Genomic DNA, 26,593 nt, shown 5'->3' with positions numbered 1-26,593 from the left:
CATTGATGGCTTACAAGTGCCTGTCGTTATGCGGTCTTTTCAGTTTCTTCAAGGGTTTCAGCGAGAATCTGTTCCATGCAGGCTTCCAGCTCATTCAGATAGAGGGCAGGACGCTGCATCGCAAAACGGAGAACTTTCTGCTTTTCCGGGTCGGAGAGATAGCTCTGATTGTTCTTGAGCACTCGCTTCCATGTGTTCTTCATCATTTCAGTGGCTGTGCTCAAGGTTTTGTAGACCCGCATGAACTCGTCCGGGACTTGATAAGTCTTGAACTGTTCCGGGTCGGCTGTGGGCATCGGAACCGGAGTGTCGGCGTTGGGTTCTGCGTCAGCAGCTTCCATCGCTTTCGTGATCTCCGGGTGCATGATCTCGGCGAACACGTCCTGCCGCTTGTCGGGACTGCTCTGCACAAGTTTGGACATTTCATCGTTGGTGAACTTCACCTCACCGGAAAAGACTTTCTGCTTGATGCCGGGAGAGAGATTATCTGCGATGTCGATGCCTCGTGTATAGTGGCTGGCACGAAGAACGGAGGCACGGCTGACACTGCTTTCCTCTGCGATTCGGTCGCAGGTTTTCTTCCCGGAGTGGTGGTTATCACCGTGATCACCACCACTTTTCTTTGCTAAAGTGTACTGATTGCCGTGAAAGATTTTCTCGGCTTTCTTTTCAGATTCGTACTGCTTCCCCAGCAGGTAACGCTTTTGTTCGGGGGAAAGATTGCGCCGCCCCAGCTGATTCTTGCAAATCCAAGCGAGTGCTTCCTCACGATTTGCAAAGCGGAGCGGCATGGTAGAAAAGCGGATTTCGGGATATTTCTGAAGAATCGCATAACGGTTGTGTCCATCAACAAGGGTGTTGTTCCACACGATCAAAGGAGAGAGCAGCTTGCCCTCTTTGAGGATATTTTCTTCAAGCTGCTTGAATTCATCATCGGTCAGAGGGGGAATCTGGGACTGGAACTCCGGGTCGATTTTCAGATTGATCATACGCACACTCCTTTATCTCTCCTGCTGCGCCGGTTCTTCCTCCCGGAAAAAGGACGCAACATTCTGCTTTGCGGTTTTCAGTTTGAGCAGTTCCTCTTTAGCTTCCTTGTACTGCTCGTAGAACTTTGCCTTTTCGGATGCCAGCTGCGCATACTCGGCTTCCAGCTTTTTCGGGCTGGGCAGCTTTGTGATGTTGTTTGCCTTGAAATAGGCTGCTGCCGCCCGGTACGCTGTCAGCTCTGCACGGTGCTGTTCCTCAAAGACTGCGGGTCGTTTGGCAGCTTTCAGTTTCTGTGCAATCGGGCGGTACTGCTGGTAGGCAGTAGCGTGACTGCGCAGATTCTTGTTTTCTGCCATGCGGGTTTCGAGGTCTTTCACTACGGCCAGCGATTCATGGAACTTGGTGTCAAGCTCTGCGATTCTCTGGTCGAGTGCGACCTCATCGGTCAAGCCCTTTTCTTCTAGGAAAATCAAGGTCTGTGCCATGGCTTTGAGGTTGTGCTTTTTCGCCCAACGCTCGTAGCCGATGCTCTTGCCCTCGGTCATCCTCGACTGGATGTCGATCAGTTTCCCGATGGTATCCTGTTTGAACTGAACCTTGGGTTTGCGTTCGGCATTTGCCTGCAACGTGGCAAGCACTGCCGCCTTATCGAACTTGTCCCCGAGATGTTTCGCCCGGATAAACTTGGTTCTGCCAGCGGGCAAATAGCTGAGCTGCCCACGGCTTTCCTTGACGGCAATGCCGTACTGCTGCATGAGCCTATCGGAAAAATCCTCAAAACTCACAGCGCGATACAGCACCGAAGAAATCTGCTTCCGCAAAGTGTCCTTTACGGTTTCAAACTTCTTCTGCTGGGGCGGTTGTCCGGCTGCGGTGAGGGCTGCGTTCTCGCGGTCAAGTTTCATCTGGCCGCGCTGTCTTGCCCAATACTCCGCTTCGCTCACGCGCTCTTTCGAGCCGTTGAGCAAATCAATCTGGTACAGTCCGGCACTCTCGCACAACTCCATGACCTCGACACGCAAGTGCCGCATGGTCTGGGCGGTGCTGGAGTGCTTCATACCCTCGCGCCAGTCGCGGGGCTTCTGCATATAGGGCTTACGTTCCACCTCGCGTGTTCGGACGCTGCCGATCACGATGTGGACATGGATGTTTCCCGAATGGTTGTGCCCATCCGGGTGAGTGCAGACGATGGCAGGATGACCGGGGAAGTTTTCTTCGCAGAATTTCAGGCCAAGTGCCTGTGCCTTTTCCATGGTCAAGCCGTTGTCGGCTGCATCTCTGGGGTCAAAGCTGATGATATACTGGTGGCTTTTGATATCACCATGCTGGGTATTCTTGCCATACTTGCGATTTGCCAGCAGACAGGCCGTTGCAAAGGAAAAATCGCCACACTCAAGGGTGTCGAGCAGGTACGAATCCCGCAGCTTCGGCTTGCCCTGTTCATCCAGAAGTTGCTTTCCGGTGAACGCACCGTGCTGGTAAACGAGGTACGCTTCGATGGCGGTATAGTCCGAGTTTTTAGAGGCGATATGCTTGAGCGTTGCCATACTAAAAATGAAAAAAGACAATATTCAAAGTGTTTTATGCCATGTGGAGACACCGGAATAAATGTCTTCCGGAATGATAACGTCGGGCTCGTCGGCACTGGCGGTCTGGATCCGGGCGATATGCGCACGGCACACCTCCTCAGCGATGTTGCGGGTCGTCCGGGCATTGGAGAATTGCGGAATCTTAGTGATACCGGCGAGAAGCTCCCGAGCTGCGTCCAGACAGTTCTCTGCGAGGGGAATGTTTTTCTGTTTCAGTTGCAGCAGGAGGATCTGTGCACATTCTTCATCGCTGAAACTGCGGAAATGCACCTTCGTGAAGCGGTCGTGCAGGCCGACGTTGCTTTCCATGAACCGGTTCATGTCGGCATCATACCCGGCCAGAATCATCACTGTATCCTTGCGGCTTTCCTCAGCAAATGTCAGCAAGTACTCTACGGCCTCTTTTTTGTAAGAATCGCCGGGGCTGTTAGCATCATAGGCAAGGGCGTAGGCTTCGTCGATGAAGATGACGCCGCCGCGCCCGCGGGCCAATGCATCCTTTGTTTTGAGCGCAGTCTGCCCTATAAAGCCGGCGATGAGATTGTTGGCCTTATAGCTGCAGAAACGGGAGCTGGGGACAAGCCCTAGGGCGTAAAATGCCTTACCTAAAATCTTGGCAGCAGATGTTTTGCCAGTTCCGGGTGCACCCACAAAAACAGGATGTTCTAGTAAAAAGGAAAAGTCCGGATTGCGTTCTTTTTTATATTGGACGGAGCGATAAATAGCTTTGATCCAGTTGCGGATCTCGCTCATGCCGTACAAGTTGTCGAATTCCTGCATGGCTTCCTCAAAGGTGATTTGATGGCTCTGGGAGGCGATCAGCTGGGAGTAAGCTTCCGGGATATCTTGCGGCTCGAGCCAATGGACACTTTCTTGGGTGAACTGCTCTTCACAACAGCGGCCATAATAAGCGTTTTCCATTTCGGTACAAAGCCGCACCACTGCGCGGGCGTTGGAAAAATCCGGTGTGGACTCTCTGGTATCGTACCAGTTCTTGAAGAGGATACGCAATGCAGCTTCGGTGTTGCTTTTGCAGACATAACTGGCTGCGTCTGCCTTGCTCTTGAAAATAGCCATCATCTGGTCGGTGGTATAATCCGGCAGATAATGGACGATACAACGCTCTTTCAGGCTGGAATCCATTTTCCAAAAGTTTTCCTCTTGACTGCGCTGGACGGCAAACACGCAGGTGAGCCGATGATCTTCGGTCATGGGATTGAGCAGGGCAGCAATGCTCTGCGCGCTGCACCGGTGGGCTTCGTCGATGAACAGAAGAGTGTTCTGCCGGACGGCCTGCTCGGCGGCCTCCTGCAGCTGGTCGGGGCGAATGGAGGAGGTGTTCGTGACCTCGATGGGATCACTGCGGCTGAGGAGATTAGCCGTGTACAGAGCGCGGCAGAGCAATTTGGCCAGCTGGGTCTTGCCGGTGCCGGGGTTCCCCACCAGAACGATGTGCTCTATCCGGCCGTCATTGGTCCCTTCAGCACGAAGACGTTTGCGGTAATTCAGATAACGGTCCAGAATGGGCAGGCCGGTTTCGTCCAGCCCGGGAAAGTGCCCGAACTCTTTGCGGACAGAGTCCATGGTAATGGTTTCCAATCGGCTGGCCCATTTGCCGAAATCTTCGCGCTGAATGGTGTGGCTGCCGCGCTTTACGGCAGAAGGGAGGAGCTGCCCTTCGATGAGTTCTTTCTCCACAAATCTTGCGTTGCCGAAGTGCTGGTCGCGGGACTGATATATGTTCTCCATCAATGTCTGAATGGAAGAATCGGGCATGGCGGGATCAAGGGAGTAACCAGTTTTTGCCAGAGCAGAATTAAAAATCTGGTGCAGGACATCCGGCGAATAGTCCGGAATGGTGAGAACATTCTGCTCGGTAATGCGGCTCTTCAGGCCGGGATTCATCTGGAAGAGACCCTGAATGCCGTCTGTGCTTTCTCCTTTGGAAGAAGAATAACCAGAGAAAATAAACAGGACATGGCGGGTGTCGTCGGTCATAAAATTAACAAGGGCGTCGATCGCTTCCTGATTGAAGATATTGCCGCTGCCGCTGTTGCTGCTGTGGTTACGGCAAAGGGTGTAGGCTTCGTCGATGTGCAGAATGCCGCCTTCGGCTTTTTCGACCATCTGACCTACTTTGATGGCCGTGCCGCCGATCACATCGCTGATGAGGTCGCTGGCCTTGGCCGTGACAACGTGACCAATGGGAAGAAGGCCCGCATCATGGGCGATGCGGCCGATAAGATGGACAGAAGTTGTTTTACCGGTCCCGGGGTTTCCGGCGAGGAAGATACCGGGCAGATGCGGACAGGTGGGCCAGACTGTGGAGCCGGATCCTTCGAAACGCTCGGTCATCAGGCCGTGGGGTTCAGACGATGCCGGAGAAGCTTCGACGGGTTTCAGAATGCGGTGCAGCTCAGCGGTGACGCTCTCCCATCCGGCGCGGTGCTCGAGGACATACCATGGGTCAAACGCAAGCTTGCGAAGATCCTGACCAAGGAGCATGCTCAGAAAAGCATCGTCGAAGATGCGGGAAGTGCCGGGCTGGTCCAGCTGCTGGCAGATGCGGCTGTCCAGCGCACGCAGCGTAAGAGCGGAACCACTCTCGTGGTCAGAGGCTGCTTGGCGCTGGGCATAGAGCATCTTGTCGGCGGCGGCGCGGACGCCATCGGGGAATGTTAAACCGTTCAGCAGCTGGCGACGACGCAGCAGATGGATGGTTTCATCAATGCCAAAGGAGCGGATGGAAAAAACTGCGTTGGCTTTTGGCACAAAGCGGTTCTCGCCGCAGCTTTCGAAGAAAAAGTCGAACCAGCTGCGGGTCTTTAAAAGCCCCGCAAATTCACAGCTCATGGGCTGTTTCTGCAAAAAGATCAGCAGGTTGTCCCCCCTCCATTTGTCATGCTGCAGAGAACTATAACGCGAGACGGAAGGATCACTTGCCATGAAGGCGTGGAGATCGGTAAAGACCACCGCAGTGCGATACGTGGTATTGCGCATAAAGCTGTCGCATTCGGCATAGAGGGTCTCTGGGGTCAGATTCTTCTGCTGGTAGATAAGCTTTTTTTCGGGGCTTTCCGGTGTGCTGGCCGGAGCCGGTGCCGGGGTCTTACCAGAAGGAGCAGGCTTGCGGGGGCGGCCAAAGCGGGGCATTCCTTCGGCGGGTGCTGCCGGCGCAGCGGCCGGAGCGGTCTCGTTGCCGGGGATGCTGTAACGGGCAGACTGGTCGTCATAGACATATTTGCCAAGAGCAAGGCCGGGGTCGAAATAGACCACATTGTCAAAACCTGCCTGACGCAGGAAATCCGTCAATGCAACATAGAATTCACGGGGACAGAGGTCGCGGGGAATGATGATGTCGCGGACATCACTGCACTGCAGCAGGATAACATTGCTGCCGCTGCCGCGCTGAAGAGCATCACTGAAACGGCTCATAGACAAGTTTCACTCCTTTCCAAAGGCTTCACTGGCTGACGGCATGCAGGTCTGCAGCCTGAGCAGCGGAGGAAGAAACGCCGCTGTTAGAACAGCTTGCGTGGCAAGGCACACGAAGTGCACCGCTCTGGTTCAGCGCCGCAACCAGATTATTACGCAGGGTGTCCTGTGCATGAGCACTCATGGGGGTGCCTGCCTGACGGCCGAAATTGTGTACGTTCAGGGCCACACCATGGTCGTCAGGGATAAGTTCCACAGTTACCTTTTCACCGGTGAGCGCTTTCTCGAAGTTGATATGCAGGGGTTGGCCTTCCAGACGATGCTTATAGGCATAGCCGGTACAGGTGTAGCCCTGCTGGAACATGGCACTTTGTACGAGTTCGCCGGAATCGTTTTCGCTGTAGGCATAGATCATCTGCCGTGCAGCCGTGCGTGTGGCACAATCGACATCCTGCAGCAGCTCACTGACATCGGCGCGGGCTTTGGCCAGCTCTGCAGAGCTGGCGCTTTCCAACGCATGTTCCTGCTGCTGCAGACAGGTTTTCAGTGCGGCGAAAACATCCGGCACAAAGCGAGTGAGGTCTTCGTTGTATTCGACGCCTTGATACGGCACGGTGCAGTTCTCAAGCGCATGGATGCGCGCCTGACCAGTCCGCACCATGGTGTGGATGGCAGTGCGCAGGAAGTCATCTTTCGCCTGCTGGACCAGTGCTTTTTCAAGCTGGGTGTAAACGTCTAAAGCCACTGCAGAAGCCAAACTGTGGGCGTTTTCATACAGACCGCCATTGAAGTACTCCACAGCGCGGTGGTAGTCCTCTGCAGCAGGGGAGCGGCCAAACTCAACTTCAAAGCTCTGGATGGCGATGCGGGCTGTGTCCAGCTGCTCCTGCGCAAGACGGCGGGTCTGGGCGTCATCACCTGCAAGGGTGCTGTGCAGGCGGCTCAGGTCTGCCTTGCGGGCTTCCAGCTGCGTGCGGGTCTCCTGAAACGATGCGTGCAGGTCGGCACTGTACTGGGCCAGCAGGGCGTCATTCTGGGTGCTCCATTTATGGGAAAGCGCCTCGGCTTTTGCCTGAGCAGTACGCTGCAGGCTGGCGGCATTTTCGGCGGTGGCCTTGCCGGAAGCGTGTAGTTCACGGGCGGCCTTCTGCGCGGCCTGCGCGATGTTTTGGCTGAGCGCGTCGGCAGCGGCACGCTGACGGCTCTGCAGAGCCGTATAGCGGCTTTGAAGCGCGCGGATGGCCTGCTGGTCTTCGGCGCTTTGGCGGGCGAGACGGGCCTGCTGTTCGCGCTGGCGGCTGGCCTGTTCAGCGGCGGCCTTGCGGCTGGCGTCAGCTGCAGTCTGTGCAACGACCGAAACGGCAGCTGCAGCACCGGCAACGGCGAGACCGGCAATAACGATGGGGGCGGCGAAGAAGAAGGCACCGGCAATGGCGAGAGGGATAAAGCTGTCTGCACTCATAAGAAACTCCTCTTTTATAAATCAGATGATGTCGGAACTGTATTTATTGACGGCCTGATCATCGTTGACCGTGGCAGTGAGCTGTTCGGCGGTCTGCAGTGTCATGGGGCGATCCGGCTGCAGCGGCAGCGGGTCAGCCCGCTGGGCGGCTGTGACCGGCTGGCCGGTAAGGTTGGAAAGCCTCTTTGCCATCTGTGCGGCGCGCTCCTGCGGGAGAAAACGGGTCTCAAGCTGCAGCAGAAACGCTGCACGCACGGTGGCCGCCTGCCGAAGCGGGATGGCGTAAAGGAAAACGGTGTCATGTTCTGTAGTGCCGGGGTAGCGCTTGGTCATGGTGAGCATGCGTTCTTCCCGGTAGTCGGGCGCACCGCCGGGCGTATGGCACTGCGCGCGAAAAAGGGAAGCTTTTTGGTAGTGAGCATATCCTTCGGAGATGTTGTTGCCGGGACGGCAGGCACCGTAAGTGACTGTCTCGGAAGCAAAACCCTGACTTTTCAGCAGGCCGACCGCAGACTCGAACAGATCGGCGGTATGGTTATAGCTGTCACAGGCAGAGAGCGCGTAGGAGATGCATAAACCGAGCTTGTCGGGCAGAGCGTTCAGCTTCTGGATCTCTTGATCAAGCAGAAGCGTAGGCGATACCGGTTGACCTGCGCATCTTTTGAGCCAGCCGTTGATGCCTGCATCCAGCACGGCACGGTGGCCATCCAACGTGGTGGACAGTTCGGTGTAGAGCTGATCGGACCAATAGCTGGTGTCCTGCTCACTGAGCTGCAGAAGAACGCTGCCGTCCGGGTCGGATAAGCAGCGTGTCTCCTCAGAATGGAGATGCTGCAAAATAACCTCGTAGCTCTGCCGGTAAAGGAGAAAGAGCGCTTCCAGCTCATTCTGACGGGCCTGCGTTTCGCTTGTCAGGCGGGTAACAAAGAGCCGGGCACAGTCGGCCTTGGAGAGGGCCAGAGTGTAGAGCCTGGCTTGCAGCAGGGCCTTGGCTTCCTCGCCGGCTTCGATGTAATGCTGTATGCAATGCGGGAAAAAGACGTCCACTGGCAGTGCGCATGCATCCGCGATCTGCCGCTCCAGACCAGTCAGTGCTTTCTGCGCCTTCTGCCGAAGTGCAAAGTTCCGGGCGTCGGCTTCGGCGATCAGGCGGTCCTGCTCGTTCTGCAGGGCGCGGATCTGTTCCGAGAGCTGCTGTTCATAGGCCTCTGCTTTTTCACGAAGGGCTTGGTACTGCTGACGGGAACGCTCGGCTTCGCGGATATAGACATTGCTGAAGCTTTCCTCGATGCGGCGCAGCCGTGCAGCGTAGTCCTGTTGCTGGTCGTTCCGTGCTTTTTCGTACTGCTTTTGAAGCTCGGTGATGGTTCGGCACAAGGCGGCCTGATTGCGGGACTCGTTCTCCTGAATGGTGCGGTTGGCATCTGCGATCTGGCGGCGCAGCTGCTGGATCTCCTGTTGAGGGGATGCCATTGAAACACCCCCTTTAAGTCACAGACTGAAAGCGGTCTGCGGCCTCCTGAGTGCGCTGCTGGATGAGCGTTTTCAAGGCGGCCTGTATGCGGGCGGTCAGAGATTCCGACTCCTGCAGCAGGGCGTTGACGCCGTCCTTGCCGGTGTAACAGCGCAGAGTGTCCTGATCCAGACCACTGGCGTCCAGAACCGTTTCCAGCTCCTTTTGCAGAGAACGGGCTGCAGCGGCGCGGTCAGCCAGCAGACTGCGGGCTGCTGCGATGTCGGACTGCTTGAGCTGGATCTCCTGCGCAAGCTGACCGCTTTCCTGCTTCAAAGCGGCCAGCTCGGCGGTTAGGCGGGCCAATTCTGCCTGCTGGCGGGTCAGTTGTTCCTGCTGTGCCTGAACCAGAGCTTTTTCCGGCAGAGGAGGACTTTCCTGACCGGGAGGATCAGGCACGCCCGTATCCGGTGTTGTCAGCGGCGCAGGCTCTGTGTCCGGCTGTGCGGGGGCGTCCATGATGGAAAGAAACTCGACCTGAAGGACGCCTTCACGGTCGCTCGTAATGCGCAGAGAAGAAGGGCAGGCGATCGGATAAACTTCAGAGTGAGAACCGTCTGGAAAGCAGAAGACCGCTTCAGTGCTCTCCTGTTTGCCGCGCACTTCGATGCACAGCGGGGGCATCGCGCAGCCGCCATCATAGGCCTGCACAAGAAGATTGGAAGGGTCTTCCTCGTACAGGTCGAGCTGCCAGCAGCAGTGCTGAAAAAGAGGGCGGTCCTGCGCGAGGGCTTCGGGGCCATCGCTGTTTTTCCAGAGAACAGAACAGAAATTGGGCAGTCCGCCGCTGCTTGCCTGCACCTCACAGTCGTCCATGGCAAGCACAAAAACGGCCGGGCGCGTGGAATGAAGGATCATGGGATCATCTCTCCTTTTGAAAATTTGCGGTGAAGGCTGAGCCACTCTTCTTTGGCGCGTTCAGTGGGGATACCGGTGAGGCTGTAGACGCCGCCGTTTTTCTGGATGGTGGTGCGGCGTTCTGCAGGGACAGAAAAATAGGCGCGGTAGCGGGGTGTTAAGTGGTGGATGACCTGATTAGCTGAACCGCGAAAAGCTTTGCCGTCGTCCAGCTCGGCCCGGTAAGGGCCGTCGATGAGGGTGTCGGTGACGGCCAGCACCCGTTCGACGGCGGGTTCTTTCATAGCCCTGAGTTCGCTAAGGGTGAAGCCGGTGTAGACGATGATGCCAAGGCCGTGGCGGTGGAGATGTTCGGTCAGGTCAGCCAGAAAGGCGCTCTGACCAAACGGCTCTCCACCGCTGATGGTAATGCCCTCGGCATCCGGGTGGGCATCCAGCAGACGAGTAAGGGTCTGAAAGCTGAGTTCATACTCGGCGTCGGCATTGTTCCAGTCCGCGGCAATGCAGCCTGGACAGCTGCGGCAACAGCCATGAAACCAGAGCAGCCAGCGGCCCGGCGGCCCCAGCAGGCCGCTGGTATCATAGCTCAGCCGGTCGTAACGCAGGCGGGACATCTGCATTTTAGCGTGCTCCTTTCGAAGCCAAGATGCTCGCTTCCCACGCTTGGCCCCCTCGTCCACAATCGGTGCCAATTTTGTGCCGAATGACTGCCGTCTGCCGGTTCAGCTGGTTACGGCGGTCAAAAAGAAAGCTCTTGATGCTGCGCATGTTCTTCGCAATGGAACAAAGCTGTTCATAATCGCTCTTCTGCAGATGCGCCGGGTCTTTGCGATCGTTCAGGCGTTTGAACAGCGGGTCGATCTCACGGTTCAGGCAGGCTTCTATCTCTTTCCCTTTGGCGTGGCAAAGGTCAGCAGCTGTAAAGCTGCGGAAATAAAGATTGTTATAATATTGAAAACGGTCAGAGCTCAGTTTTTTGTTGCAGGTGAGCATGACGTTGGAGTAGAGCATGTCGGTCTGCTGAAGCAGGTCACTCAGGTCGTCCGCCCAAGTCATGTCGATACTGATTTGCGGGGAAGAAGGCGCACGATGGAAGGCCTTACGGGACACGGTGTTATAATTTTTTGCGGCAGCGATGTATTGCTTGACTTCAGCAGTCGTCTGGAGATGAAGGTCCTCGCGGTCGGTCAGGGTTTCCAGATTCTGGCGAAAGTTCTGTTTGGTGATGGGAGTGCGGGCGGCGCGGTTGATGTGGGTGGGAGCAGCGGGCTTGGAGGTGCTCTTAAGCGGTGCAGAGGGCTTCTGACCGGAAGAAGAGTGGGAAGAACTGCCGGAGGCCATGGCGCAAATGGCGAAGAAAATCACGAAGACAGCAATGATGATGATCATAGTGAACGGCCCTTTCTGTAAAATATGTTGTGTCATTCCGCGATGCGGAGCACGCCGTCGCTGCGGGTAAGCAGGCCGGCATCCACAAGGCGCTGCGCTTTGCGCTTGGCAGCACGGGGACTGTGAAGATAGAGCGCACGGCTCAGCTGCCGCAAGGTGATTCCTTCCGGGTGGAGTGCCACGGCGCTGAGCACCTTGGAAAGGCACTTGACCTGACGGCCCACGGCGGGAAGCTCCAGCACGTCGCACCGGAATGCGGGAGGAACGGCCGAGAACATACGGCCGACGAAACGCGTGTCGGCGAGCAGATGGAAGGAAAGGTCGTCTCCGGCACCGCTGCTCTGCATCAGATGGCAGAGCCCTTCCAGATCTTCCTGCATAGCGCCTTTGTGCAGAAAGCAGAACAGCTGCAGCATCAGCTGGACGTGGGGGTCGCAGCCCAGTTCATTTACAAGATGTTCTTCGGCGCCATCACTCATAAGCGCGAAGCCACAAAGTCTGCTTTCGCTCAGATGACCCTGCTGGAGAAAGTAAGGGGTGTCGGGCACCGTTACGAAAGTTGTGAGGTTGGAAGGGCCGTCGTGTTCATAGCGGGAGAGAACACGGCAGGTGCCGGAGCTGTTCAGACCGATAAGAGCGCCGTCACCAACATGGAATAACAGGTAACGGCCATCGTCGGGCACAGCGGCTGCGGCCAGAAGGGTGGAGGAGTATTCTTTGAGGTCGATGCCGCTGGCTGCGGCTTCTGCGGCCAGCTCGTGCAGGACAGCGTGAAGGATGTGCTGTGCTGCATCCTCGGGAGCCATCTTCCAGAGGGCGTCGAAGTGGACAGCCAGATAGCTGGCTGCGGCAGCGCTGGTGATCTGCGCGCCGGTGTCAGCCTTGGAATAGGAGCCTGCTCCGTCGGCAAGGGTGATGGCAGTGCAGCCGCCGGGGCCGATGCGCATGGCAGTGTGATCTTCACAGGGGCGGTGCTGCAGGGTGTGATGCAGGCCGGTCTTGCGGAAGTCGCAGGTTTTATAGTAGGTGAACATGTGCTTCCTCCTTACTGTTCTGCAAAATTTTTATAGTCGCGAAGATCGGTTTCGTTGAGCTCCTCACATGCATTTTTGAACTTAGAGCAGCTTACCAACATAGAACTGGAGAACTTAAAAAAGTCTACAAGAGATTTGGCGTTATCGGCACGCAGAACATGGCGGTCATCCCGCAGACCGGTAAGCTCCTGCATCAATGCGTGGTTGCAGTTGCGGCCGATCTCTACTGCAATGACTACGAGCTTGTTGGCGGCAACCTGCTCTTTGATGTATTTCTTGCTCCAAGCCATAGCGGCTTCTTCCTGATCACGAAGTTCGGGGGTGTACTCGGGCTTGCCGTCCGAGAGAAGGAACAAGATAGGCGCGGTGTATTTAATAACCGGAGAAGCATGGCGGAACTGGTCGATGCGCTGCTCCATTTGGAGCAGCGCGACCTGCAGGGCACAGCCGGTCAAAGTCAAACCTTCGCAGTGAAGGTCGATATCTTTGCCTTTCTTCTCCTGCGCTTTGACTTCAGACATCGGCTGGAGAATGAAGACATCGCTGTTGAATGTAATGATTGAGAGTTCAAGAATGTTGCTGGCAATGGGATCCTTCAGAACATCGTCATAAAATTCACAGATAAGGCGCTTGAGCAGATCCCGGTAGGGGTTCATGGATCCAGATGTGTCGATCACGATGGAGGCGGAACCGCGTTTATTGGTGTTCATCACGTTCACCGGCTGTTTGGTGGCAGCGATATAATTGCGGACGTTGGGGTTTCCCAGAATATTCTTGATCGCCATAAGATTAAAATCCTCCGTATAAATGATATTTTTTAATCAAAAAACGGCAAAATGCTGTTTTTGAAAACCTGCGATAGGGAATCAGACCATGCTGTCCCAGCTTTTGTTCTTTTTTGCCTCAAGCGGCAGTTTCTTGAGAAGCTCGTTGAAATCTGCAAGGCTGCTGCTTTCCTTCGAGATCACTTTTGCTTTGGGCGGCGGTGCCTTTTTGGCACGGGAAGGCAGGTATTTGCCGCTTTCTGCGTCATAAGCAGTAAGAGCGGGCAGATCTTCCTGGTAACGAACCAGAATGTTCAGCCAATAGCTGACGGGCCGACGCTCTTTCTCGTGAAACCATTTGCCTTCGCCGTGGAAGCTTTCCCAGAAGCCTTCCTTCAAGTAATAAGGCAGGTGGGAAATGACGTTATACCATGGACCTCCGCGAATTTTTTCTTCGGCAGGGTGCTTGTCGAACTGAAATGGGTAGATGCCTTTTTCGACATACTCGCGGTCATCCTCACAGTAAATAGAAGAGCTGTAAGGGTGACCACAGGGGGTGAGGATCTTGAAGATAAGGTTTTGCAGAATCCACACGTCATCACATTTCTTTTTGATAAAATCGAACGTACAGCTACGGATATGCTCGGGCGAGAGGTAGTCGGGCAGGCCGACATTGGTGGGAAAGACCTTCTCCTCGAAAGCAACTTGAGCCGAATCAAGGTCGATGAGATACGCATTCTGATCGTTGTCAAACAGGATGTTGCTGGTATTGATGTCGCAGAGGACAATGTTGTTGTAGTGGAGAAAATCCACTAGCTCCGTCAGAGCCACGCTCATGCGGATCTGATCGGCCTTGCTGACGTTTGGGATCAGCGCCGGGAAGGTATCATAGCTATAATCGGCAAAGGGATGTGTGTTGGAGAAGGCCGGCATGATATAGCCGATCCACTCGCGTTGCTCGTTGTACAGCATCTTTTCCGGCCACGCGAGACGGCTCATCAAAGCGGCGTCTACGGCACGCATGGCACCGAGCTTGCGTACCATGATGCGTATCTTCTCTTTTTTCATGACCGAGTTGTTTTTACTTTTGAAGATCTTCGCGCATTTGCCGTCCGGCAGCTGATACACCAGCGCTTCGCCGCCGAGACCGAGACGCTTGCCAAGCTGGACTGGCTCATAGGAACCGGTATCCTCACGGCCTTTTAGGATGTAGGCGGTACCGCCTTCACGGGGGATGCGGTCAGCCGCCAGAGCAGAGCTTTCGGGATAGGGCGCTTTGGTCTTGCCTTCCGGGTCGGGAAAGGCCGGACGCTGTTTGGCGGGGTTGGCCAAGTGCGATTTGTTGTCGATATCACGCTCGTAAATAATGCGATAACCGGGGTTTGTCTGGTTTACCTGATTGCGGTGTTCAATGAACATATGCAGGCTGCGGTTCGTACCAAGGACAAGAATGGAGGTGCTGAGATCCTGCTTTTTGATAAAGGCAGACAGCAGCTGGTTCTCACAGGCAAGCGAGCCGTTCAGCAGGTGGAGCGCATGATGCTGCTTCAGCTGCTGAACATGAGAAGCGACCGTTTCGAGGACCGGGAACTGCTGCGCATCCTTTTCCAGAGCGTCGGCTGCGGCCTTGCACAGCACGAGCTGGGTGCGAGTGCGCTGTGTGACCTTCAACTCAAGCACCTGATAGAGAATGCTGGCAGTCTGCGGTTTGCGGAGTGACATATAGGTAATGATAATGAGGTCGCGGCTCAGGATCGCGCGCTGACGCTGTTCGTGATCCACAGGGGCGGCCCGGGGTGCTGCGCCCGGGGGTGTCTTGGCCGGCAAAAAAGGAGACGGCCGCGGCGGCGTCGAGGAGGGTTTGGACGGCTTGGGGCTTGTACGCGGACCCGGCGAAGCTGCAGAAGAAAGGATCTTGCGATAAGAACCTTCTTTAAAAGCAGGAAGTTCAGCGTCTGGCGAAAGCACCAGAATGCCGCTGCTCTGCAAAGCGCTGGTGCCATCCGGGGTGGAGAGATGATATTCCTCGCAAAGGGTACGAAGGGTAGTACTCATATGGTTTCCTCCTGATCGGTTATTGAGAGTCGGCAAGAAAACCATCCGGGGTCAGCTTCTTGACCAGTACGACTGCCTTGGAATGACGTGATCGCAGATTGTTGATCTCGAGAACGTCTGCGGTCATGGCCTTGTCCTGCGTGATCAGCAGGAGAGAATGACCGTTATTGCGCAGGTAGAGAAGCTTCTCTACAAAGACCGGGTCTGCATGGACACGCTTCCTACCGCAGTCGCTGCGGCGCAGGTCCTCGTCACCGCCAAGAAGGATGATGTTGTTGTCGCGGTGGATGCGTTCCAGCACACGGCTGGCCTGTGTATGGAGCCGGGGGTCATGAAGCTTTTTCTCGAGCTCAAGCTTCACCACATAAGGAACGCAGAGGGGGCGGGAGACCGCTTTACGATAGAGCGCGTAAAAGGGAAAGAAACCGGTGTGAAGCAGGCTACAGGTGTCGATGAACACATCGTGATTTGAAACGCGGCGCAGAAACTGAAGGGTCTCGGTCCGCTGGCGCTCACGGTCAGGGCCGGGGCTGGGCTTACGGGGGTGCTGCTTTTTTGCCGGATGGGGAGGGGAACGAATGGCATATTCGGCAAGCAGTTCGGTCTCGGCTTCGGTGTTGACCGGTGCCAGTTCATGAAGAACGACACGGTGGTAGCGGTCGTGCAGGATCCCGCGAAGGTCTTCCGGCGGCAGGCCGGTCGCTTTGGAAAGTTCGAGCAGATTCATCATGAGTAGACCTCCAATCTGTAAAAGTGTGGGTCAGCGGCGAACGCTGTGCAGGATGATCCAGATGCCCAGAAGCACGATGGCAGAAGGACCAAGGATATCCAGCAGGCCACCGTTCATTGAGCGGCTGACCGCGCCCCTGACATCCAAAATGTTATACTGAATGGCAAAGGCAGTAACAGCGCCCAGAACAGCACCGGCGGTGTAGGCACCGGGAGAGAGCATCACATGTCCGTGAAAAAAGGCGGGGAGAAGCGGGATGATGAACGCACCCAGCAGCGCGCCGATGAAGATGCACTGCAAAAAAGCACGGATCGCTGCCCAGTTGACGAGGATGAACAGAAGGATGATCAAAAGAAGCACCACGGGCACCAGCCGCACCAGAAGGGGAGCGGCACGGTGGAGCATCCGACGCAGCGGGACACTGCGGCTGGGTGCTGCTTCAGGGGGTGCCGGGGCGGGAGCCGTGCGCTCTTCGCTGGCTGTGAAGTGGAGACCGCCTGTGGACGGAGCCGCTGCTTCAGGGGGTGCCGGGGAAGGCTCTGGATAAACCACCCGGCGGCGGGCAGGTGCGGGGTGTTCCTGCCCAAGATCGTGCGTGACATCCTCGATCAGGAATAACGCACAGTCTGGGCACATCGCTGCGGTATCGGGAAAGGTGCGATGGCATTTGACACACTTTTTCATGATTTGATGAAAACTCCCATGGATTTGTTGTGATGCTATTAAACAACTACGCTTCAAAAAATAATAGGGAAATAAATTTTGAACCTTTTTCGGATAATATAAGTGCGCTGCCGTCGTGGATATTTGCGGTCAGAAGCCGGTCGGGAGGAATGGGCGGCTCCTGCACTCCGGCAAACGTAAAGGCCGCATGGTGCCCCAAGCCGACGGTGACATGATGTACGATACCGTTGGTGATGAACATCTTGAAGATATCGTTGGCGTCCAGAGCACTGACACCAAGGCAGCACAGTGTGGGGTGAAGGATGATGCAGTTTGCAAGACCCAGACCCTGGAAGGTGCTGCCGATGAAAAGCATCTGCCCCGGCGCAGTTTGTAAAAGGGAAGAGGATTCCAGCGTTTTGCAGGAAACGTCGTAATCGATCAGGCAGAAGTCGCGGCGGCACTTCTGAAAAACTTCCATCTCGCCCAGCAGAGCGGCGGTGAGCATCTCCTGCCCGGCAGGGGGAGAGCACAGAACGCAGAGTTTGCCGTCGGCCAGACAGGAGTAAAGAGAACGGCGGCGCACGCCGGGCGGTCCCAGAACGGCGCACTGGCTGCGGAATGCTTTCCAGAAGCCGTCAACGCCGGTGCTCCAGCTGAGATTCAGGGAATGCTCTGCCTGCTGAACAGCGTCGGGCGGCAGAGTGCTCAGGAATTCGGCGGCATTTTTGCCAAAGCTCTGCATCATGATGTCCAGATTGGAAAAGGTGAACATCTCCGGGGGCCAGTGCTCGTGCAGAAGCTGGAGTATGGTCCGCAGGAAGGAAAGGATCTCACCGGGAGATGCCTGCGCTTTCTGCACATAAATGTGCACCGGGCCCGAAAGGATGCGCATGGCATCCTCAACATCCACATTGCGGTCAAAAGGCAGGTAGGAGATATCCTGCCCCAGCCGCACGACCTTGTCGGGATACTGCTCGCGCAGCTGCCGAACGGCGGCGTCCGGCCCCTCTGGCGGCAGAGTGCCGGAGTAAAGGCACAGCGTAGGGAGGCTCTTACGGGCGGCACGCTGCAGCCGGGAAGAAAAGGCGTGAAGCTTGATCTGTTTTGCATTGGAAAATTCGCCGCTGTCCACACCGCCGCAGAGGATGCAGCGGCCCTTTTCCGGCAGGGAACCGAACAAGCTGTTGGAAATGTGATTGACATGCTGATCATGCCGGCGCAACCCGGCAGCGAGGAGCATATCTGCAAAAATACCCATAAACTTCCTCCTGTTGAAGGTCTAACCGATGCAGTTTTTGGTGAAGCGGCAGCGGAAGGGCTGAGAAGAATCGGCCAGCTGAACAAAGCATTCGCCCTGCTGCAGGCCGGTAAAATCCCAAGACTCGATGCAGCGGCGGGGCGCAGGCGCGGTGTAGTCGATGCGGCCGTCGGCGCGCACAAAGCGCTGCTGTACCAGAGTGCTGCGCGTTCTGCCCTGCAAAAAGGTCTGGCTCGGTTCATCACAGTTGAAAACGAACAGATTTTGGAAAGCGCCCAGAATGGTCTGTGCTTCCCGATCGCCGTAAACGCTATAAAGCTGGCTGACGGTCTGTAGGCCGGCCACGATGCAGCAGTTGGCCTGACGCATCAGGGTCATGGCAGGTTCCAGATACAGCAGCTTGGGCAGGCGTGCAAGTTCGTCAAGAAAGAAGTAGGTGCGGCCGCGGCCGTGATGGAAGCGGCAGCGATTGGCGATAAGGCTGTCCACGAAAAAACGAAAAGCGTAGGTCTGGCTGCGGGAGTAGTCGGGGTGGTAGTTCAGGAACAGCACTGTGGGGCCGGGACGATGTGCCACCGACTCGGCAGAGATGGAACGTTCGGGATGCGCTGCCAGCGCAAACGAACCCACAAAGACACGCTGGACCATGCGGGAGATCTCGCTCAGAACACCGTAGCCTTCGCGGCGGGCATCCGGGTCGGCCGGAAGATACATGCGCGCGCTGTAAAAATCCGGGTCGGAATTCAGAACTTTCAGAAATTCCTCATAGGTGTGGTCAAGCGCTTGGTCGGTGGTATCATCGGAAGGGGCAGCACCGCCGATCAGACGCAGAAAATTGGCGTTGTTCAGCTCGCTGTCAGCCGTGTCAGACTGCAGCAGGCACAAAAGCAGGCATTCGGTAACGGCCTGCGCACCGTCCACAAAAAAGCGGTTCTGGCCCGCGTCGCGTGCGCTTTCCTCGTAGAGATAGCTGCACAGTTCGCGAACGCGCATCTTCAGCAGAAGGCTGTTGTTTTTATAAGGGAGAAGCTCGTCGAAGATGTTCCAGACGTAACGGCTGCTGAGAGAATCCAGCACCAGATCTCCCTCTTCATAGAAGGCACGCTGGTAGTCGCCCTTGATGTCGAAGAAAACGGCCAGATCATCCGGGCCCATATGGTTCAGCACCTGATCTGCCAGCAGGAAGATGGTGTTGGTCTTGCCGCAGCGGGGTTGCCCCAGAAAGAGCGTACCGGTGGTGAGGGAGTTTTCCGGCAGGTGCAGGGAGATATACTGGTCATGGAAGTAACCCGGGAGCAGATAATCACGAGACTGCGCAGGAGAATCGCCCGGGTGCAGATAGCGGGCAGGAATGTCGTTCAGCACGGCAACGCTGCCGGAGAGTACACGTAAATTTTCCATAAAAGCTCCTTGAAAAATGTGATTAGCGTCCGTGACCGCCAGACTTGCTGCAATGTCCAACACCGCTGCTGTGGCCGCCGGACTTGCTGCCGCCGACGGCGTGACCGCTGCAACCCGCCTGATGGGATGCGGCAATGGAACCGAGAGAAAGAGAACTGCCCGAGCTTTTGCTGTGGGCGGCAGCTGCACTTTTGTGAGAAGCCGCGATGTCGGACAGGCTGCGGGAACCTTGGGCGCTGCGGTGCGCGGGATGACCGGTGGAGTAACCGATGATGGCGTGTTTGCCGTCGGTATGCTGCACGGTGCTCTTGTAATGCGGCTTGTTGCCGTACTTTGCCTTGAGACGGGCTTCCACTACCGCTTCCCGCTGGGCAGAGCGCTGCTTGTTGTAGAACTGCCGGATGGTTTTAAAAGCTGCATGGACCTGCTCGGAGTAATTGGGACATTCAAATTTGTGAGAGCGGTTGTTGCGGCGGGTTTCCAGACGGTACAGCTTGGGATCATTCATCATCTTGCTGTAGTCTGCCTGAGACATGTTGACTCGTTCGGCTGCTTTGCGCATGACCCGTTCTTCGAACTGGTAGTTATGGCCGACATCGATCTGCCCCTTCACAAGGGGCTCCCATGTATTGGGGTCAACGGGCTGACCTTTGGTGTTGTGTGGAACGATGATGCTGTCTTTGGTGGTCTGGCTCGGGGACACCCGGCGAAGTCTTGTCATGAAATTCACCTCTTTCTGAAAGATGGAAGATTTTGAGATTTTCCCGGAACGCTGCGGTCGGAAACGCTTCGAAAATGATTCCTACTCTATACAAGCATAGATGGCTGCGGCCGACTACGGGAATAAATTTTAATGATGCCAAAAGTTTATTGTGATGAAAAATATACAAATACGATAAATGACGCAAAAAATAAGCACCCTGAACCCGATAGAACAAATGTTGTTCTGGGTTCAAGGTGCTTTTGCGTACAGGGAGAAAATGCTACATCGCAATTCTGCAGCACAAAATCGCCACTGCATAAAAATAACATTTAAACGCTGAAAATTTATTCCGCCTGACAGGCCGCAAAAGAAAATGTATAATACAGCCATACTCCCCGAGGGGAGAAAATGCAAAGAAAGGAGGCGCATTGCCGTATGACGCGCATGATCGCATCGAACCGAATAGGCAGTCCCAGCCACGGTCCCCCTTGAAGGTTCAGCCGTGTGATGAATTGAACTCGTTTGTACATATTTTGCCTGCCCTCCTTTTCATAGATAGAAACCGTTTCCATAATAGATGATAAAATTCCCTTCAATTGCTTTGGTTTTCATACATGACTTTTCCTCCTTGAAATAATAAATATAAAGTTCGACAGCCGCTGCGGCATCCAAGGGAAGTGCCGCAGCGGTTTTTGCTGTCCAGACAGCCCATATAGAAAAAAGGACTCCTTCCATCCGGGAAGGTGCCCTTCTTTGCGCGGGTCAGTTCAGAGACTGCCGAGCAGACCGCTGGCTTCCAGATCGACGAGGAAGGACGAATCGGTCTCATAATAGGTCTCGTAAAAGGCTGTCACGGTCCGGGCCTGATCGGCGCGGAGCACATGGATGCCGTACAGGCTGGGGATCAGCAGCAGAAGCGAGGTGATGAGCACGAAGATCCGCACGGCGGCCCGGCGGTTCCTGCGGCGAAGGATGTCGTATTCCTTGCCGCGTTTGCCCGCATCCCAAGCGTCCATATTGCGGCGGTAGCACTCGTACCACAGCAGCCACAGAACGACACCGCACAAAAGAAGCACGGCGACCCCGACGAGGGGAAGGCGGTAGAGAAACTCACCTCCAAAGATGATCTCGGCGGGCAGCAGGTTCAGTGCGGTGCTTATCATACCGCCCTTGCGCCGACAGGCGTCATAGAAAATCGGGAGAAGCCACACGGCCAGCATCATGGCCATATAGAGCCATGCAGTCACGAGGGGAGACAGTGTCCCGCCGTACAGCGCGGGCTGTTCCTGGAACAAAAACCACTCCACGAGAAACGAAAACACCGCGGAGACGACCTCCGGCAGGACATGCAGAAAAAAATACATAAAAAAACTCCCTTCTTTTTGTGTGGCCTCCGACCGCCGCCGGGCATCCGGCCCGGTCCTGCGGGGGAGCATAGTGTAACACAGGGAAAAGAAGGGAATCTAAGGAATAAGTTTTCAGCTTTTCGGGGCGGCGCGGGAGCCTTTGGCCGAACCTTTTTTCTTGTCGGCGGGTTTCGGCCTTTTCTGGCGGTGAACGCCCATCATAAGGCCCAGTGTCCGGCGGGACTGCGGCACCGCCGTGGCCAGCGCACCGGCCAGCACATAGAACCGGTCGGTATAGGCGGGGCAGTAGATGTGGTGCCAGTTGGTCCCACTGGCATCGGACAGACTGTCCAGCAGGAAATTGTAGAGGCGGCAGAAGATAGCGGTCTGGTCCGACGTGACCTTACCGGCCTTCGGCTCTTCCAGAAGGCACTCAAGCTCCACATAAACGCTGGCGGACAGGGCGTCTTCCAGAAAGCTGCCGGTGGTGCGGCCCGGGCCGCCCAGCTTGTCCTCGGCGTTATCGCGCATGGCATCGAGCCAGACATGCTCCGCAGTGAACTCTGCGGGAGCCTTGCCGCGGTCTGCCGCATAGCAGTCATAGATGGCAAGGATGAGGAAAAAGAACAGCTGCAGGATATCATCGCGGGAAAGCAGGTTGCTGCCCAGAGCAATGTTCTCCTGCCAGCCGTCGAGCTTCTGCTCATCGGTCGGTCTCTTTCTGGAAGTATGATCCTCGGCATTCGGATAATACCGCTCCAGTGTACGCGAGATCTTAGAACAGAGGTTCGGCAGGCTCATTTCCAGATGGTCCTGAACGCGTTTGTAGCTGATATCTTCGCGGTCCGCCGAATAGATCGCCCGATAGGGAGCGTAGCTGGAAGGGGAAGTGAACACGGACTGGAGGGCGCTGCGCTGGCTCGGGTCCAGGATGCCGCAGGCCGTGCGGTCGCGGAAATTTTTGGGATCGGAGGAGACTTTGATCAGTTCCTGCCCCAGTTTATGGAGATATTCGGCCCAGCCGGATGCGTCTGTGGCTGTGTCCGGTCCGGCGGTGATATGGGCGGAAAGCGCATTCCGGCAGTGGAGACGACCGGCGATGTTCCAGACCGCAGCGCTGGTCCTCCGGGCACTTTCCGGATAGGCCGGGGCGGGAGCAAAGGAGGGGGCGAGCTCTTTTGCGCAGAGCAGAAAGTCGTTCAGGAGCTGCAGCGCCGACTTGGCTTCCTCCACATCCCACAGAGTGGCGCGCAGCAGCCACCGGCCCATCAGGAGGGCGGTGTCCTGCGGCGTGAGCCTGTCGGGAGAGGATGCCTGAAAAGAGTCTGTGTCCAGTTTGTTCTGGAACGCTTCCTTCAGTGGTTCCAGGTGGTCCATGGATGCCTTGCTCAGGACATCCACAAAATCCTCTGCGGAGAGCAGCTTTGGCGCGGCACCCTTTTCGCAGGGGAGCATCAGTTCGTCCTGCCGCTCCGGGACCGCAGCCTGAACGACCGCGTTCCAGCAGCCGTACAGCACCAGCAGATAACCGACCAGGATGCTCAGCTCCCTCTGGACAGTGTGGGAATAAGGGTAGCCCATGCGGAGCGCAAGGCAGCTCTGGCCCTGAGGCAGGGGGACCCGGTCAATCTTCATCTCCACAAGGTCCCGGCGGTGGGCGACAAGATATGCCAGCAGGTCCCGCCGGAGCGCGGGGATATCGACAGTGGGGTCCTGGGTGCGGTGCATATTGTCACAAAGCTTTCGGATATCGCTGCCCAGAAGAAGGGTGCCGCCCTTGTTTTTGTCCCCGGAGGAGGGCGGCGTGGTTTTGCCTGTATCAGCGTCGGCCTTTTTGCACTCATCCAGATAGCTCTGCAGAAGGTCAGTCACGTCATGCCAGTGGAAAGAATCTGCATGGTCCTGACCCTTGTCGAACAGCTTGAAGGTATAGCAGACGATATCCAGCGGGTCGCGCAGACTGAAACCTTCCTGACGGGTGAGGAGAAAATAGCGCTGCATCTCTTCCAGCGTCATTTTCAGCAGGAACGCGACATGGTAGGCCTCCTGGCGGTTGCCCATGCGGCGGTAAGAGATGGACCGTTTGAGGACGGACCTCCAGGCAGTGCCGGGGGCGTCGCAGCCAAGTTCTTCCCGGCACAGGAGCTTCAGATTCGCGGCGGCGGTCCGGATGATGTCTTCCGACCAGGGCTTCAGGTCTTTCGGCGCGCAGTGGACAAGATCGCTGGTCTGTGCCGTGGTGCCGTCGTTTTTGCGGAGAAGCTCCGGGTAGTGCGTCTGGATGCAGCGGCACAGGAAGATGCCCGGCGTCATGTTCTGGCCGGAGCAGGTCAGATGCTCATTGAGCTGTGATGCAGCATGGATGACCAGGTCCCAATGGATGTTGGAAAGGCCGTCGATGGGCCGCCGTGCGTTCCAGGCTTCGTTGCCCTTGCTGATTTCTTCGTCGATCCAGTCCTTTGTTTCCCGCGCCAGCAGTTCTGAAAATGTAGAGCTTCCGGTCATGAGACCACTTCCTTCCTTCGGTTCAGAGAGTGTGCGGCCCCGGCGCAAAAATTTATTCCATGGAAGAAAGGCTTCCCGGAAAGTAAAATAGACGCAGAAGTGCCGGGTCCGGAGTTCCATTATAAACGACCTGGAATGGAAAGTCCATTCGTCAGACCGCACAAATCTCAGGGAAAAACTTTGGCAGAGAGCCGTTTTTCGCTCTGGTCTGTGCAGAGGCCCGCAGGCCCCCGGGACCGGATGGCCCGAACACAGGAGGTTTGAGAGATGATAGGATCAAAAGAAGCCCAACGTGAGCCGCTGCCGGACGGAACGACCGTGATCTTCCTGAATAATAAGGAGATCGTGATCCGGTCACCCCTTGCAGAAAACAGGAACGCCCTGTTCTACGAAGCATTCGACCGGAATACCGGCCGGGTCATCGTGATGAAGGAGTTCTTCCCGGGCCATTGGGTGCGGCATGACAGTGCGCCTGTGCTGAATGGCTGGGAGCAGTACTCCGCAGAGGAGGTGAGGCGGGGCCGGCTCTATATCTGGCTGCGCCATCAGGCAGAGCGGGAACAGCAGATAAATTGGAAGCTTTGCTGCAGTGTCCGGTGCGTCATACCGGAAAAAAAGCCCCTGTATGTCGGCACGCTCCGCCTGCCGGACGGCACGGAATGGCAGAGACCGCTCGGTGTCTTTCTGGAAATGGACGGCATGACCGCAGAGCCGGGCTTCCCGCTGCGGGCGCTGATGCAGGAGTGTACCTGGCCCCGCAGCCCGGAGCATCCCTTCGGGAATCTGCGCAGGCAGGAGGGAAGCCCCGGCTCCGGAAGGAGCTGTGCGGTACCGGCGGCCGCTGTCACCATGCGGGTCTTCCGGGACATCCTGCTTGCCCTGCGCCAGCTGCACGATGCGGGATGGGTCATGGGAAAGCTGGACATCGGGGATGTTTTCGTGAAAGGGAACCTTGCGGGGGGGAGCATCCGTGGAGTGTCCTTTGTGGATGTCAGCTCTGCCCGGAAGACAGGGGAGAGCGCGGCTCCCTGCGGTCCAGGGCCGGGATTCTATGTCCCGGATCCGTTCCCGGGGCCCGCAGACGAAAAGACGGATGTCCTTCTGGCAGGATGGCTGCTGCTGAGCATGCTGTATCCTATCGCCGCCCAGAATATCCGGCTGGGCCGTCCGCTGGACTTTCTGGGAGAGATACAGACCCTGACCGAGGGCGAGAGCGTCCCGAGCGGTCTCCCGCGGGAGATGCGAGCAGAGGTGAACCGCCTGCTGCTACGGGCGACAGCACCGGACCCGGAGCAGCGCATTTCGATGGATGAGATGCTGGCAACGGCAGAGGACTGGTGCCGACGGCTGAAACGATAAAAAATAAAGCAGGATACAGAAAAGGCCGGGAGCTGTTTTGAAACGGCTCCCGGGCCTTTTGATATGTTGTGCTTAACGCTTAGTCATGAACGACGCCGTACACCTCGCGCTGGCGGGCTTCCAGCGCTTCGTAGACCGATGCGGGGAAGTGATGGCTCAGCCCGCCGTCATGGGTGGCGTTGCCGTCGCCGGGGCCGTGGAAGTCGGAACCCGCCGAGGGCAGTAGCCCGTACTGCGCTGCCAGTTCGGCCAGATGACGGCGCTGCTCGTCGGTGTAGCGGCCATAGTAGACCTCCATGCCGCTGCAGGGGCCTGCCAGAGTTTTGAAGGCGCGCAGCAGGCGGTGCTGCTCGGCTTCATCAAGCGGGTAGAAGAACAGGTGCGCCAGAATGGCGATGCCCTGTGCCTTCTGCAGGGCAGAGAGAACGTCCTCGATGGGTGCATAGTCCAGCTCCGACTCGACATAGGCCAGACGCTGGCCGAAGCTGCCGATGTATATGTCGAACGCTTCATCCACCGTCTTGACATAGCCGTGGGCCACAAGGCTGCGGGCAATGTGCATTCGGCCAAGATGCTGTGGGCCGTTGCAGAAGGCCATGAGGTCTTCGTAGGTGCCGATGCCGACGCCCAGCGCGTCGAGCTTGTTCAGGATCTTGGTAATGTAGCTGCGGCGGTCGGGCTGGTTGCGGCGCAGTACAGCCTGAAGCTCCGGGCAGTCGGGGTCAAAGTTCAGGCCCACGATGTGGATCTCCACGCGGCGCTGGTCGGCGGTGCGATAAAAGCAGCTGAACTCGCAGCCGCGCAGAATGCGCAGCATGGGGAACTGCAGGCGAAGGTCGCTCAGCTCGGCGGGGGAATAACTGTAGTTGTGGTCGGTATACGCCAGATACCGGATGCCGCTTTGAAGAGCCATTAGGCCCAGATGCGCGGGCGTATACTCGCCGTCGGAATGGATGGTGTGGGTGTGCAGGTCAGCGTGATACATAGAAATATCCCTCCTTACCAGGTTCTGCGGAGGCCCGCAGCCGTCGTCAGCGAAACACCGATATACCCAAGCTCCGGCCAGTCGGGTTCATCGTAGTTGTAGACCCACGCGAGCGGCTGCCCGGACTTGAGGTCCTTACGGTCCGTTTCCCACTCATCCGGGCGGTCGCTGACGAACAGATAGCTCTCGAGCTCACCGATATTCGTAAAGCTGTGGATCACATGATAAACGACCGCGTTATATTTTTCCTCGAATTTTCTGACGCGCTCAAGCTGCTCTCCTTCGAGCTGGCTGCAGGTGCCCAGCGGAGGAGCGCTCTCGGAAACGATGCCCTCCTGCTCAAAGCACTTGATAATGGGCGGGTAGATGCCCCACAGCTTCATGCGCTCAACGGCCTCAGCCTTTTTTGCTTCGATACTTGCGTTCATAGAGTTCTCCTTTCTCATGTCCGGAAAAAAGCCGCCGGAAGTGCGGCTTTCTGCTTCAAAGCATAGCAGAGCGGCCCGGCAGCTTCTACGGGAATAAATATTTGGCGCAGGGCAGAAAGGGCG

Annotated in this window: 22 protein-coding genes; 1 reads left to right on the top strand and 21 read right to left on the bottom strand. The window is 56.6% G+C overall.

Annotated elements, in window-relative coordinates; all coding sequences use genetic code 11:
• Nucleotides 1–26: 26 nt before the first annotated feature.
• The 19 genes from ACKXF9_RS02050 to ACKXF9_RS01960 all read right to left on the bottom strand — a co-directional run bounded on the left by ACKXF9_RS02050 (nucleotide 27) and on the right by ACKXF9_RS01960 (nucleotide 23,698).
• Nucleotides 27–989 carry a hypothetical protein gene (locus ACKXF9_RS02050; protein WP_418265149.1) on the bottom strand — a complete coding sequence of 321 codons (963 nt, stop codon included), beginning with the start codon at nucleotides 987–989 and terminating at the stop codon, nucleotides 27–29.
• Nucleotides 990–1,001: 12 nt separating this feature from the next.
• Complete coding sequence (locus tag ACKXF9_RS02045) at nucleotides 1,002–2,537, bottom strand: relaxase/mobilization nuclease domain-containing protein (RefSeq protein ID WP_418265148.1); 1,536 nt, start codon at nucleotides 2,535–2,537, stop codon at nucleotides 1,002–1,004.
• A gap of 24 nt (nucleotides 2,538–2,561) precedes the next feature.
• The gene (locus ACKXF9_RS02040) at nucleotides 2,562–6,014 is read right to left on the bottom strand and encodes an AAA family ATPase (protein ID WP_418265147.1); all 3,453 of its coding nucleotides are present in this window, start codon (nucleotides 6,012–6,014) and stop codon (nucleotides 2,562–2,564) included.
• Nucleotides 6,015–6,042: 28 nt separating this feature from the next.
• Complete coding sequence (locus ACKXF9_RS02035) at nucleotides 6,043–7,476, bottom strand: hypothetical protein (RefSeq protein ID WP_348584743.1); 1,434 nt, start codon at nucleotides 7,474–7,476, stop codon at nucleotides 6,043–6,045.
• Nucleotides 7,477–7,497: 21 nt separating this feature from the next.
• Nucleotides 7,498–8,949 (bottom strand): hypothetical protein, encoded by a 1,452-nt coding sequence (locus ACKXF9_RS02030; protein WP_348584744.1) that lies wholly within the window; start codon nucleotides 8,947–8,949, stop codon nucleotides 7,498–7,500.
• Between the two features lie 13 nt (nucleotides 8,950–8,962).
• Nucleotides 8,963–9,847: a hypothetical protein gene (locus tag ACKXF9_RS02025; protein WP_418265146.1), complete on the bottom strand. Its 885-nt coding sequence runs from the start codon at nucleotides 9,845–9,847 to the stop codon at nucleotides 8,963–8,965.
• Nucleotides 9,844–10,467, bottom strand: coding sequence for a 4Fe-4S single cluster domain-containing protein (locus tag ACKXF9_RS02020; RefSeq protein ID WP_418265145.1), 624 nt, complete (start codon nucleotides 10,465–10,467; stop codon nucleotides 9,844–9,846). The genes ACKXF9_RS02025 and ACKXF9_RS02020 overlap by 4 nt, the downstream gene beginning before the upstream one ends.
• Nucleotide 10,468: 1 nt before the next feature.
• Nucleotides 10,469–11,236 (bottom strand): hypothetical protein, encoded by a 768-nt coding sequence (locus tag ACKXF9_RS02015; RefSeq protein WP_418265144.1) that lies wholly within the window; start codon nucleotides 11,234–11,236, stop codon nucleotides 10,469–10,471.
• A 32-nt stretch (nucleotides 11,237–11,268) separates the two neighbouring features.
• Nucleotides 11,269–12,270, bottom strand: coding sequence for a protein phosphatase 2C domain-containing protein (locus tag ACKXF9_RS02010; protein WP_418265143.1), 1,002 nt, complete (start codon nucleotides 12,268–12,270; stop codon nucleotides 11,269–11,271).
• Between the two features lie 11 nt (nucleotides 12,271–12,281).
• A complete protein-coding gene (locus ACKXF9_RS02005; protein WP_418265142.1) occupies nucleotides 12,282–13,055 on the bottom strand; it encodes a vWA domain-containing protein in 774 nt (257 codons plus the stop codon).
• Nucleotides 13,056–13,136: 81 nt separating this feature from the next.
• Nucleotides 13,137–15,125 (bottom strand): protein kinase domain-containing protein, encoded by a 1,989-nt coding sequence (locus ACKXF9_RS02000; RefSeq protein WP_418265141.1) that lies wholly within the window; start codon nucleotides 15,123–15,125, stop codon nucleotides 13,137–13,139.
• A complete protein-coding gene (locus ACKXF9_RS01995; RefSeq protein ID WP_418265140.1) occupies nucleotides 15,109–15,819 on the bottom strand; it encodes a hypothetical protein in 711 nt (236 codons plus the stop codon). The genes ACKXF9_RS02000 and ACKXF9_RS01995 overlap by 17 nt, the downstream gene beginning before the upstream one ends.
• Before the next feature lie 30 nt (nucleotides 15,820–15,849).
• Complete coding sequence (locus ACKXF9_RS01990) at nucleotides 15,850–16,503, bottom strand: hypothetical protein (protein ID WP_418265139.1); 654 nt, start codon at nucleotides 16,501–16,503, stop codon at nucleotides 15,850–15,852.
• Nucleotides 16,504–16,549: 46 nt separating this feature from the next.
• Nucleotides 16,550–17,743 carry a hypothetical protein gene (locus tag ACKXF9_RS01985; protein WP_418265138.1) on the bottom strand — a complete coding sequence of 398 codons (1,194 nt, stop codon included), beginning with the start codon at nucleotides 17,741–17,743 and terminating at the stop codon, nucleotides 16,550–16,552.
• A gap of 21 nt (nucleotides 17,744–17,764) precedes the next feature.
• A complete protein-coding gene (locus tag ACKXF9_RS01980; protein WP_418265137.1) occupies nucleotides 17,765–19,144 on the bottom strand; it encodes a type IV secretory system conjugative DNA transfer family protein in 1,380 nt (459 codons plus the stop codon).
• Between the two features lie 22 nt (nucleotides 19,145–19,166).
• Nucleotides 19,167–19,865, bottom strand: coding sequence for a GH-E family nuclease (locus ACKXF9_RS01975; RefSeq protein WP_348584755.1), 699 nt, complete (start codon nucleotides 19,863–19,865; stop codon nucleotides 19,167–19,169).
• A 531-nt stretch (nucleotides 19,866–20,396) separates the two neighbouring features.
• Nucleotides 20,397–20,582: a hypothetical protein gene (locus ACKXF9_RS01970; RefSeq protein WP_418265136.1), complete on the bottom strand. Its 186-nt coding sequence runs from the start codon at nucleotides 20,580–20,582 to the stop codon at nucleotides 20,397–20,399.
• A gap of 32 nt (nucleotides 20,583–20,614) precedes the next feature.
• Entirely contained in the window at nucleotides 20,615–21,211 is a 597-nt protein-coding gene (locus ACKXF9_RS01965; RefSeq protein WP_348584756.1) for a hypothetical protein, read from the bottom strand.
• A 114-nt stretch (nucleotides 21,212–21,325) separates the two neighbouring features.
• The gene (locus ACKXF9_RS01960; RefSeq protein WP_418265135.1) at nucleotides 21,326–23,698 is read right to left on the bottom strand and encodes a hypothetical protein; all 2,373 of its coding nucleotides are present in this window, start codon (nucleotides 23,696–23,698) and stop codon (nucleotides 21,326–21,328) included.
• A 267-nt stretch (nucleotides 23,699–23,965) separates the two neighbouring features.
• Here ACKXF9_RS01960 and ACKXF9_RS01955 point away from each other — a divergent pair, with 267 nt between their 5' ends.
• Nucleotides 23,966–25,057, top strand: a complete 1,092-nt coding sequence (locus ACKXF9_RS01955; protein WP_418265134.1) for a hypothetical protein — start codon at nucleotides 23,966–23,968, stop codon at nucleotides 25,055–25,057.
• Nucleotides 25,058–25,136: 79 nt separating this feature from the next.
• Here ACKXF9_RS01955 and ACKXF9_RS01950 read toward each other — a convergent pair whose 3' ends face one another.
• Nucleotides 25,137–26,042, bottom strand: coding sequence for a hypothetical protein (locus ACKXF9_RS01950; RefSeq protein ID WP_418265133.1), 906 nt, complete (start codon nucleotides 26,040–26,042; stop codon nucleotides 25,137–25,139).
• Nucleotides 26,043–26,056: 14 nt separating this feature from the next.
• Nucleotides 26,057–26,470, bottom strand: a complete 414-nt coding sequence (locus ACKXF9_RS01945) for a hypothetical protein (protein WP_417947231.1) — start codon at nucleotides 26,468–26,470, stop codon at nucleotides 26,057–26,059.
• Between the last annotated feature and the right edge of the window lie 123 nt (nucleotides 26,471–26,593).

Source organism: Faecalibacterium sp. 9 (assembly GCF_048320955.1).
Classification (GTDB): domain Bacteria; phylum Bacillota; class Clostridia; order Oscillospirales; family Ruminococcaceae; genus Faecalibacterium; species Faecalibacterium wellingii.
Note: the sequence above shows the minus strand (reverse complement) of the source record. Positions and strands in the feature narration are given on the sequence as shown.

What these genes read in the sequence shown, in the direction of transcription:
- ACKXF9_RS01965 (WP_348584756.1), bottom strand. Translation starts at nt 21,211, where the DNA reads ATGTATTTTTTTCTGCATGTCCTGCCGGAGGTCGTCTCCGCGGTGTTT.
- ACKXF9_RS01995 (WP_418265140.1), bottom strand. Translation starts at nt 15,819, where the DNA reads ATGATGAATCTGCTCGAACTTTCCAAAGCGACCGGCCTGCCGCCGGAA.
- ACKXF9_RS01950 (WP_418265133.1), bottom strand. Translation starts at nt 26,042, where the DNA reads ATGTATCACGCTGACCTGCACACCCACACCATCCATTCCGACGGCGAG.
- ACKXF9_RS01955 (WP_418265134.1), top strand. Translation starts at nt 23,966, where the DNA reads ATGATAGGATCAAAAGAAGCCCAACGTGAGCCGCTGCCGGACGGAACG.
- ACKXF9_RS01980 (WP_418265137.1), bottom strand. Translation starts at nt 19,144, where the DNA reads ATGGAAAATTTACGTGTACTCTCCGGCAGCGTTGCCGTGCTGAACGAC.
- ACKXF9_RS02045 (WP_418265148.1), bottom strand. Translation starts at nt 2,537, where the DNA reads ATGGCAACGCTCAAGCATATCGCCTCTAAAAACTCGGACTATACCGCC.
- ACKXF9_RS01990 (WP_418265139.1), bottom strand. Translation starts at nt 16,503, where the DNA reads ATGAAAAAGTGTGTCAAATGCCATCGCACCTTTCCCGATACCGCAGCG.
- ACKXF9_RS02030 (WP_348584744.1), bottom strand. Translation starts at nt 8,949, where the DNA reads ATGGCATCCCCTCAACAGGAGATCCAGCAGCTGCGCCGCCAGATCGCA.
- ACKXF9_RS01960 (WP_418265135.1), bottom strand. Translation starts at nt 23,698, where the DNA reads ATGACCGGAAGCTCTACATTTTCAGAACTGCTGGCGCGGGAAACAAAG.
- ACKXF9_RS02050 (WP_418265149.1), bottom strand. Translation starts at nt 989, where the DNA reads ATGATCAATCTGAAAATCGACCCGGAGTTCCAGTCCCAGATTCCCCCT.
- ACKXF9_RS02005 (WP_418265142.1), bottom strand. Translation starts at nt 13,055, where the DNA reads ATGGCGATCAAGAATATTCTGGGAAACCCCAACGTCCGCAATTATATC.
- ACKXF9_RS02040 (WP_418265147.1), bottom strand. Translation starts at nt 6,014, where the DNA reads ATGAGCCGTTTCAGTGATGCTCTTCAGCGCGGCAGCGGCAGCAATGTT.
- ACKXF9_RS01970 (WP_418265136.1), bottom strand. Translation starts at nt 20,582, where the DNA reads ATGGAAGGAGTCCTTTTTTCTATATGGGCTGTCTGGACAGCAAAAACC.
- ACKXF9_RS01985 (WP_418265138.1), bottom strand. Translation starts at nt 17,743, where the DNA reads ATGGGTATTTTTGCAGATATGCTCCTCGCTGCCGGGTTGCGCCGGCAT.
- ACKXF9_RS02010 (WP_418265143.1), bottom strand. Translation starts at nt 12,270, where the DNA reads ATGTTCACCTACTATAAAACCTGCGACTTCCGCAAGACCGGCCTGCAT.
- ACKXF9_RS02035 (WP_348584743.1), bottom strand. Translation starts at nt 7,476, where the DNA reads ATGAGTGCAGACAGCTTTATCCCTCTCGCCATTGCCGGTGCCTTCTTC.
- ACKXF9_RS02015 (WP_418265144.1), bottom strand. Translation starts at nt 11,236, where the DNA reads ATGATCATCATCATTGCTGTCTTCGTGATTTTCTTCGCCATTTGCGCC.
- ACKXF9_RS01945 (WP_417947231.1), bottom strand. Translation starts at nt 26,470, where the DNA reads ATGAACGCAAGTATCGAAGCAAAAAAGGCTGAGGCCGTTGAGCGCATG.
- ACKXF9_RS02025 (WP_418265146.1), bottom strand. Translation starts at nt 9,847, where the DNA reads ATGATCCTTCATTCCACGCGCCCGGCCGTTTTTGTGCTTGCCATGGAC.
- ACKXF9_RS02020 (WP_418265145.1), bottom strand. Translation starts at nt 10,467, where the DNA reads ATGCAGATGTCCCGCCTGCGTTACGACCGGCTGAGCTATGATACCAGC.
- ACKXF9_RS01975 (WP_348584755.1), bottom strand. Translation starts at nt 19,865, where the DNA reads ATGACAAGACTTCGCCGGGTGTCCCCGAGCCAGACCACCAAAGACAGC.